At 65.4% G+C, this 9,391-nt stretch carries 6 protein-coding genes; 3 read left to right on the top strand and 3 right to left on the bottom strand.

Features of this window, described 5'->3' with window-relative positions; genetic code table 11:
- The 3 genes from JL37_RS01650 to JL37_RS01640 all read left to right on the top strand — a co-directional run.
- Positions 1–3,217, top strand: a 3,217-nt coding sequence (locus tag JL37_RS01650; protein ID WP_043541521.1) for an Ig-like domain-containing protein, incomplete at its 5' end; no start/stop codon positions are given.
- Between the two features lie 102 nt (positions 3,218–3,319).
- Positions 3,320–4,003 carry a transglutaminase-like cysteine peptidase gene (locus JL37_RS01645; protein ID WP_052096748.1) on the top strand — a complete coding sequence of 228 codons (684 nt, stop codon included), beginning with the start codon at positions 3,320–3,322 and terminating at the stop codon, positions 4,001–4,003.
- 17 nt (positions 4,004–4,020) lie between these two features.
- On the top strand, positions 4,021–5,985 hold the full coding sequence (locus JL37_RS01640) for a LapD/MoxY N-terminal periplasmic domain-containing protein (protein WP_043541517.1): 1,965 nt from the start codon (positions 4,021–4,023) through the stop codon (positions 5,983–5,985).
- 25 nt (positions 5,986–6,010) lie between these two features.
- Here the strand turns inward: JL37_RS01640 and JL37_RS01635 are convergent, their stop codons facing one another.
- The 3 genes from JL37_RS01635 to JL37_RS01625 are packed head-to-tail and all read right to left on the bottom strand — an operon-like array spanning position 6,011 to position 9,320.
- Entirely contained in the window at positions 6,011–6,853 is an 843-nt protein-coding gene (locus tag JL37_RS01635; RefSeq protein ID WP_052096744.1) for a M48 family metallopeptidase, read from the bottom strand.
- 37 nt (positions 6,854–6,890) lie between these two features.
- Positions 6,891–7,958 (bottom strand): chorismate synthase, encoded by a 1,068-nt coding sequence (gene aroC, locus JL37_RS01630; RefSeq protein ID WP_043541515.1) that lies wholly within the window; start codon positions 7,956–7,958, stop codon positions 6,891–6,893.
- A 36-nt stretch (positions 7,959–7,994) separates the two neighbouring features.
- A complete protein-coding gene (locus JL37_RS01625; RefSeq protein WP_369798511.1) occupies positions 7,995–9,320 on the bottom strand; it encodes a putative bifunctional diguanylate cyclase/phosphodiesterase in 1,326 nt (441 codons plus the stop codon).
- Positions 9,321–9,391: the final 71 nt, after the last annotated feature.

The following is a 9,391-nucleotide window of genomic DNA, read 5'->3' as shown; positions in this document are numbered from 1 at the left end:
GGACGTCACCGGCGCCACCGCCGCCGATCCGGTCGTCATCACCACCGGCAAGGGTGTGCTCAGCATCACCGGCTACGACGCGGCCACCGGCACCATCTCCTACTCCTACCAGGAGACCGGCGGCGCCGACGACCACAGCGCGGGCGACGACTCCGTGCGCGACCTCTTCCAGGTCGCGGTCAAGGACCTCGCCGGCCAGACCCACAGCGATGACCTGGTCATCCAGATCATCGACACCGCGCCTGAAGCCGAGGACGACACGGCATCGGTCGACGAGGGCGCCACCGGCGCGATCACTGGCAACGTGCTCGCCAATGACACGCTGGGCGCCGACGCCAGCACCGTGACCATTACGGCGGGCGACGCCAAGTACGGCACCCTGATCGACAATGGCGACGGCACCTGGTCGTACCAACTGGACAATAGCCTGGCCGCGGTCCGGGCGCTCGGCAACGACCAGACCCTGACCGAGGAGATCCACTACACCATCACCGATGCCGACGGCGACATCAGTGAAGCGGTGATCGTCATCACCATCAACGGCACGAACGAAGCGCCGGTCCTCGAGACCCACATCAATCAGATCCTGGAAGACCAGATCGCCAGCGGCAACGTGCTTACGGGCGCGACGGATGCCGACAACGACGCGCTGTCCGTCACCGAGTTCTCGATCAACGGCACGAAGTACGATGCGGGCCAGACGGCGACTATTGCCGGCATCGGCACTATCGTCGTGAATGCCAACGGCGGCTATGTCTTCACGCCTGATGCAAACTGGAACGGGGACGTCCCGCAGATCACTTATACCGTGACGGACGGTTCGGAAACGACCTCTTCCACGCTGGACATCGACGTCCTGCCCGTCAATGACGCCCCGGTTTCGGCGGATGCCTCGGGCAACGTGACGGAGGGCCGGGACTACGTGTTCGACATGGACGACTTCGAGTTCTCCGACCCAGTGGAAGGGCATTCGATGGAGTCGGTGATCATCGACTCCCTGCCGTCCGGCGGCACGCTGCTCATCGATGGGCAGCCGGTGACTCAGGGCCAGGAAATCAGCGTTGCGGACCTCACGGACGGCAAGCTGGTGTTCCGCCCCGACGCCACCAACGTGGGTGAAAACGCCGGCTCGTCCTTCGAGTTCCGCGTCAAGGATTCCGGCGGCACCGCCAACGGCGGCCAGGACACCTCGGAGCAGCAGACGTTCGAGTTGCGCGTGGACCAATTCACGGGTGGCGGCAACAACAACGACACCGTCAAGGGCGGTTCGGGCGACGACGTGCTGCTGGGCGACCAGGGCGGCATGCTGAAGAACGTGACCCCCGGCACCAGCTACAACATCGCACTGGTGCTCGATCTGTCGGGTTCGATGGACTACTACTGGGGCAGCGGTTCCAATCAGGAGCGACGCCTCGAGACCGCCAAGAAGGCTCTCAAGGCGCTGCTGGAGAATCAGCTGGCCATCCACGACGGCACCATCAACGTGTCGCTGATCTCCTTCGCCGACAGCGGCGCCAAGCTGGAGAAGGAGATCTTGGGCCTGAACTCCGGCAATGTCGACGACATGGTGGACATCCTGCTGGATCTGAAGGCTGGTGGCGGCACGCCATATGGCGCGGCCTTCCATGAAACCAAGGACTGGTTCGATGATCAGCCCACGGTCGACAGCAACGGCAACGCGTACAAGAACCTGACGTTCTTCCTGACGGACGGCGAACCCACTTCCGAAGGGTGGTTTGGATACGACCGCGACGCCGAGTTCAACTCCCTGGCTGGCGTCAGCGAAGTGCACGGCATCGGCATCGGCTCGGGCGTCTCCACCTCCACGCTCAACAAGTACGACAACACCGGAGGCCGCTTCACCACTGGCGGCGAGGTTTATGTGAACTTCTCCGGAAACTCGCCTACTGGAGCGAACAATGTCGCAAACTGGCAGAAGGACGGCGACGGCACCGTGACGCGGACGGGCAACAACAACAACAGCTACAAGATGCGTATCTCGGATACGACGTCGGATGGCAACGCGTTCACCGTCACCATGAGGGACTCCGACAAGATCACGGTAACGAACCCTGCCGGTGCGTCATTCGGCTTCGATGCATCCGTCGCGAACAAGAATTCCGCCGACACGTTCAAGTGGGTCCTGCTGAAGTGGAACGGTTCGGAATGGAAGGAAGTCGAGTCCGGTACCGAGGCCAATACCAAGACGGTGGGCATCTACGGCCCTGGGGACTACCTGTACCAGTTCATCCTCAACGACAAGAGTTCGAGCGGCGCGTTCCGCGTGGACATTGACAACATCCGCACGTACACCACGGGCCGCACCGACAACTCGCAGGTCGTGCTGAACCCGTCGGATCTGGAGTCGGCTCTCGTTGGCGGCAGCACGACCAACGAACTGGCTCCTGTCGGCGACGACAAAATCTTCGGCGGAGACGGCAACGACATCCTGTTCGGCGACACGATCAATACCGATCATTTGCCGTGGGGCGTGGATGGCAATCCGGCCAAGCCGACCGACCTGGCGGATGGAGCGGGCCTGGATGGGCTCAAGCAGTTCCTGCTGCTCAAGAACGGCACGCAGCCGACGGACGCCGACCTGCACAAGTTCATCTCCGACAACCACGGGATGTTCGATGTCCAGGGCGATACGCGAGGCGGCACCGACGAACTGCACGGCGGCTCGGGCAACGACATCATCTATGGCCAGGGTGGCAACGACATCCTGTGGGGTGACGACGGCAACGACCTCCTCTATGGCGGAACCGGCAATGACGAGCTCCACGGCGGCGCCGGCAACGACGTGCTGATCGGCGGCAAGGGCAACGACACGCTGTGGGGCGACGGCGGCAGCGACACCTTCAAGTGGCAGCTCGGCGACGAAGGCACCACCGCGCAGCCCGCGATCGACACGATCAAGGACTTCTCGAAGGCCTTGGTCGCCGACGGCGGCGACGTGCTGGACCTGAAGGACCTGCTCGTGGGCGAAAAGGACGGCAACCTGAGCCAGTACCTGAACTTCAAGCAGGATCCGGACAACTCCAACAATACGATCCTCGAGATCAACACCAAGGGCCAGATCGGCCAGGGTGCGGACCAGAAGATCGTGCTGGAGAACGTCGACCTGATGCACGACGAAAACGGCCAGCTCATGAACAACCAGGCCGTCATCAATGACCTGCTGCAGAAGGGGAAGCTGAACGTCGACCACAACTAAGCCGTAGCAAATAGGGGAAGGGCCCGGCGGGGCCCTCCCCGGGCGTCTCATTTTTTTGGACTTTTCACCAGAAACGTTCAGAAACATGTGAAAATCCGCTTCATGCCATCGACCCGCCGTTACCGACGCACGCTGAATCTGTGCCGATTGGCTTTGCTATGCCTGGCTTGCGGCTGGGGCGGCAGCTCCGCCCTGGAAGTGAACGCCGACCGGCTGCAAAGCCTGTCGGCCAGCCGGTATGGCGCGAAGGGAGCCAAGGCGGTATCGAGCTGGCTGCAATTGATGCGCGCTCCCCCGCCCGCCCAGGAACGGGAAACCCTGACCCTGGCGAATGACTTCTGGAACCGGGCCCTGCTGTCCGGCGAGGACGTCACGATCTGGAAGCAGGCCGACTATTGGGCCACGCCGCTGGAATCGCTGGGCAAAGGCGCGGGCGACTGCGAAGACTACGTCATCGGCAAATATTTCTCCTTGCTGGCTCTTGGGGTTCCGGCCAGCAAGCTGCGTTTCATCTACGTGCGGGCGCGCATCGGCGGCGCCGCCAGCAGCAGCCAGGTCGCCCACATGGTGCTCGGCTATTACGAAACCCCGAACGCCGTGCCGCTGGTGCTAGACAGCCTGATATCGACCATCCTGCCGGCCACGCAGCGCCGCGACCTGACGCCGGTATTCAGTTTCAACGCCGACGGCGTATATGTTGACGGCAAACCCGCCGCCCCGGTTGATCGCCTCAGCCGCTGGCGCGATCTACTTCAACGCATGGAACGGGAAGGCGTGCGCCCCTGATTTCCGGAAACAACACCATGTCCATACTTCGACAGCTACTGCTCAGCGTTACCCTCGCGATCGGCGTCATTTTGCTGGGCACGCTGGCGCTCAGCGTCAACTCCGCCCGAGAGTACCTGTCCGGCCAATTGCAGGTGCAGAGCACCGACGCCGCCGTATCGCTGGCCTTATCGCTCTCGCAACCCGCCAACAATGATCCCGTGGTCCAGGAACTGCTGGTATCGGCCCTGTACGACGGGGGGCATTTCTCGCTGGTGCGGCTGGCCGACCCGGAAGGCAAGGTCCTCATCGAGCGCCGCTCCACGGCCACGGCGGCATCCGTGCCTGCCTGGTTCCAGACGCTGGCTCCGCTGAACGCGGAACCGGCCACCCACGCGGTCAGCGACGGGTGGCGCCAGATCGGCGAAGTCACCCTGGTCGCCAATGACGCTTATGCCTGGGAAGCCCTGTGGCGCAGCAGCCTTAAGATGATTGCGCTGGTGGTGGGCGCGGGAATTCTCTGGGCGGTGTTCGCCTTCCTGCTGGTGGGCTGGATCAAGAACCGCCTGCTGCGCGAGATCAGCGATCACGTGCGCGGCATCGGCCAAGAGTCCCCGTCCGAGCAGGTCGAAGCGCGCGTGCCCGAGCTGTCCGGCGTGGTCCAGGCCCTGAACCAGACCCGCGAACGCGTCTATGCCAGCGTCGAAGAGCAGAATGCCAAGATCGAATCCCTGGAGGTCGAACTCAACCAGGATCCGGTCACCGGCCTGCCGAACCGGAAGTACTTCGTCAACGAATTCCGCCGCGCGCTGGAGACGCCGCCGGCAGTGGCCGGCCGCAGCATGGACGGCGGCCATATCCTGGTGTTCCGCCAACGCGACCTGGCGGACTTGAACCGCCACATGCCCCGCGAGTTCATCGACCAATGGCTGCGGGCGGTGTGCGAACGTATCGATGGCACGCTCAAGCGCCTGCATGTGGCCGCGCCGCTCCTGGCGCGCCTGAATGGATCGGATTTCGCCCTGCTGCTGCCCGGCTGCGCGGCGCCGCAGGCGATGATGGTCGCCGAGCAGGTGCGGGCCGACCTGCACGCCTCGCGCATCCCTGTGGGCGAAGGACACCTTTGCCGGTGGGCGCAAGCCATGACCGACTATGGCCACGGAAATCAGGCCGGCCCTGTGCTTGCACGGCTGGACTTCGGGCTGATGCGGGCGGAAAGCGCCGGCAACGACCAGGTTGTGATCGCGGGTGCGACCGACATGCAATCGCCTTCGGAATCCGGCGAGCGCGCCTGGAAGGACGCCATTCAGTCCGCCCTGGAAGATCATCGCTTCGAGCTCTCCACCGAGCGCCTGCTGGCCGCGGACGGCGGCACGGTCCGCACCGAAGCCATGCTCATGCTGCGCACCGCCGCCGGCGAGGAGCCGATCCCCGCGACGCTCTTCATCCCTCCTGCCGTGCGCCTGGACCTGGTTGCGGATTGCGACCTGGAAGCGGTAAGCCTGGGGCTGGACTGGCTGGCTGCCCATCCTGGCGAGCTGGCGGTGCGGGTGGCCCTGCCCTCATTGCGCGGCCAGAAATTCTTCCGCCAGCTGGCGCTGCTGCTGACGGAGCACCGGCCGCTTGCTCACCGGCTGTACCTCGAAGTCGACGCGCACGGCCTGGTGGAGTGCCACGAGCAGATCGCCACGCTGGCCCGCGTCGCCGCAGAGTTCGGCGCGCATATCGGCGTGCGCCGCCTGGCGCAGCAGTTCGGCGCGGTGGCACAATTGCACACCCTGCCCCTGTCCTATGTGAAATTGGGCGGCGGCTTCGTGGGCGGCATGTCGCAAAGCCCCGGCAGCCAGCAGTTGGCCGCATCGGTGCTCGAAACGGCCCGGAAGCTGAAAATCGCGGTGTATGCCGAGGACGTGCCCGACGCCGAAACCCAGCGGATCCTGGCCAACCTGGGCATCGGCATCATGCGTGGCCCGGGCGTGAAAACGGCCGCAAGCGGAACCTAGGCGGGCCCAGTTCCCGCGGGCGCGCTCAGCGCGCCGCGGCCTTGCCCTTGGATTGCTCGTAGAGCGGCAGCACTTGCTGCGCCGCAGCCTGAAGATCGCTGATGCGCGAGGCCGCCGAGGGGTGGGTCGAAAGGATTTCGGGAGGCGCGCTGCCCTGCTCCGCCGCCCCCATTTTCTGCCATAGTGTCACGGCGGCCCGCGGGTCGTACCCTGCGCGCGCCGCCAGCTCCACGCCCATGCGATCCGCCTCGGTTTCGTGCGTGCGGCTGTTGGGCAGCGTGAACATCACGCTGGTCAGCTGGCCCCCCAGATCGGACGCCACGCTGGAACCGGTCGCGATGGACAGCACGGACAGCCCCAGATTGGTCGCCATCTGCTGCGATACCCGCTCGCGCGCATGCTCGCGCAGCGCATGGGAAATCTCGTGGCCCAACACGGCCGCCAGCTCGTCGTCCGTGGGCTTGATCTTGGAGATCAGGCCCGTGTAGACGGCGATCTTGCCGCCCGGCATGCACCAGGCGTTGACCTCGTCGCTGGACAACACATGCACTTCCCACTTCCAGCTGGAGGCGTCCGCCCGGAACACGGGCGCCTGCGCGATCAGCCGCTGCGAAATGGCGCGCACCCGCGCCACTTGCTGGGCGTTACGGTCCAGCAACCCCTTGGCCTGGGCCTCCTTGAGGATGTCGGCGTACTGCTGGGTGGCCTCCTGCTCCAGCGCCTGCGAAGGCACCATGCTCGACATGTACTGCGTCCGGTTGACGCCGACCGCGCCGGACTGCGTGGTGTTCATGCCAGTGCAACCGGCCAGGGCGGCCAGCGCCAGCGCGGCGCCCGCGTTGCGCAGCAGATAACGTTTCCGGATCATGTCGGCCTCCAGGGGGTATTCGAAAAACGTCAGCGTATCAGACCGGGTCCCCGCACTGTCCGCGATGGCGCAGCGCGTGGTCGATCAGCACCAGCGCCAGCATGGCCTCGGCAATCGGCGTTGCGCGGATTCCCACGCAGGGATCATGGCGGCCCAGCGTCTGCACCATGACCGGCTCGTTGGCGCGGTTCACCGAGCGGCGCTCGACCCGGATGCTGGAGGTGGGCTTGATGGCCAGCGACACGGTAATCGGCTGGCCGGTGGAAATTCCGCCCAGCACCCCGCCCGCATGGTTGGTCAGGAAGCCGTCGGGCGTAATCTCGTCACCGTGTTCGGAGCCGCGCTGCGCGATGCAATCGAAGCCCGCTCCGATGGACACACCCTTGACCGCATTCAGGCCCATCATCACGTGCGCGATGTCCGCATCCAGGCGGTCGTAGATCGGCTCGCCCCAGCCCGCGGGCAAGTTTTCCGCCACGACCTCGATGCGAGCCCCGACCGAGTCGCCGTCGCGGCGCAACTGGTCCATGTAGGCCTCGAGCTCGGGGACGACCCCGGCGTTGGGGGCATAGAACGGATTGTTGGGGACTTCGTCCCAGGATTCGAAGGGAATCGCGACCGGGCCGAGCTGGCTCATATAGCCGCGGACCTTGACGCCATACTGCTCGGCCAGCCATTTCTTGGCGATGGCGCCCGCGGCCACGGTGGGCGCGGTCAGGCGCGCCGACGAACGTCCGCCACCGCGCGGATCGCGCACGCCGAACTTGCGCCAGTAGGCGTAATCGGCATGGCCAGGGCGGAAGGTGTCGGCAATGTTGGAGTAATCCTTGCTGCGCGCATCCGTGTTGCGGATCAGCAGGCCGATCGGCGTGCCCGTCGTCACCCCTTCGTACACACCCGACAGAATCTCGACCTGGTCGGCTTCCTGGCGCTGCGTGACGTGGCGCGAGGTGCCCGGACGGCGGCGGTCCAGCTCCAGCTGGATGTCGGAGGCGTCCAGGGCCAGGCCCGGAGGACAGCCGTCCACGACGCAGCCGATGGCCGGTCCGTGGGATTCGCCGAAATTGGTGACGGTAAAGAGGGTACCTAGGGTGTTGCCGGGCATAAGGAGTCAACGGGTCGGGTTTGCGAGCAACCCCGATTATGACACCGCCGAAGCCAAAGCCTGGATTTCGGACGCGGGCGCCGGGCGCCCAAGCAGAAATCCCTGCATGACCCTGCAGCCCAGGGACTTGAGGATTTCGCGCTGACCCTCGGTTTCGACGCCTTCCGCGACCACGGGCAGGTGCATCGCCTGGCACAGCCCGAACAGCGCGGACACGACCTCGCGGCTGCCAGCATCCGATTCCAGGGCGGAAATGAAGCTACGGTCGATCTTGACCCAGTCGATGGGCAGGGAACGCAGGTGGTTCAGGCTGGAATAGCCACAGCCGAAATCGTCCAGCGCCACGCCGATGCCCTTGGCCCGCAGCGCGTTCAATACCTTCACGTGCTGCTCGTAGTGCAGGATGAAGATGGATTCCGTGATTTCCAGCACCAGCTTGCGCGGCGCCAGGCGGGCTCCCGCCAGCACGGTGGACACCAGGTCGACCAGGCCGTCCTCGTTCATCTGCTTGACCGAGAGATTCACATGCACGCGCCAGGCCGCCGGCCACTGCGCGGCCTGTGTACAAGCCCGCTCCAGGATCCAGGCCCCCAAGGGCACGATCAGGCCGCTGCGCTCGGCCAGTTCGATGGTCACGGCGGGCGATACGCTGCCCAGCACGGGATGATGCCAGCGCAACAACGCCTCGCAGCCCTGCACCACGCCCGTCGCGCTGTCGCAGACCGGCTGGTAATACAGTTCGAATTGCTCCATGGCCGGCGTGGTCAGGGCCAGCCGCAGGTCGTTTTCCAAGCCCTGCCTGTCGCGCTGGTGCGCAAGCATGCGGAAATCGAACAGGCTCCAGCCGGGCCCCCCGCGCTCCTTGAGCGGCACCAGGGCCACCTGCACGCAGCGTTGCAGCTCTTCCACGCTGCGCCCATGTTCGGGATACAAAGCCGCGCCGACGCGGAACACGGCGATGAGCGGGCGGCCGCCCAGCTGGTAGGGCGCGCTCAGGTCTTCCAGGAGCTTGGCCGACACCTGCGCCGCGCCCTCCTCGTCCACCTCCGGCACGCAGACCGTGAAGGCGTCGGCCCCCGTGCGCGCCACCATGCCGCCCAGGGCGCGCGCGATCAGACTGAGCCGGCTGCCCACCTGCACCAGCAAGGCCTGGTCTTCTCCCGCGCGCAGCATGGCGCTGATCTCGGCATACTGCTCGAAACCCACCAGGAAGAACGCGCCGCGCCGCGAGCGCTCGCCGGATGTGCCGAGCCAGGCGCGCGCGCGCCGATGCAGTTCCTGCTGGCTGAGGACCCCCGTCAATTCATCGCACGTAAGGCGGCGGCGCAGCAGGCGTTCCCTGCGCGCGAAGATCAGGCACATCACAACAAGCGCGACCGCCAGCACCAGGCACAGTGCGAGCAGGTAACTCTCACGCACGGAGCCCCCTATCC

Origin of the sequence: Achromobacter sp. RTa (assembly GCF_000757485.1) — a bacterium.
In the GTDB taxonomy this organism is placed as follows: domain Bacteria; phylum Pseudomonadota; class Gammaproteobacteria; order Burkholderiales; family Burkholderiaceae_B; genus Achromobacter.
Note: the sequence above shows the minus strand (reverse complement) of the source record. Positions and strands in the feature narration are given on the sequence as shown.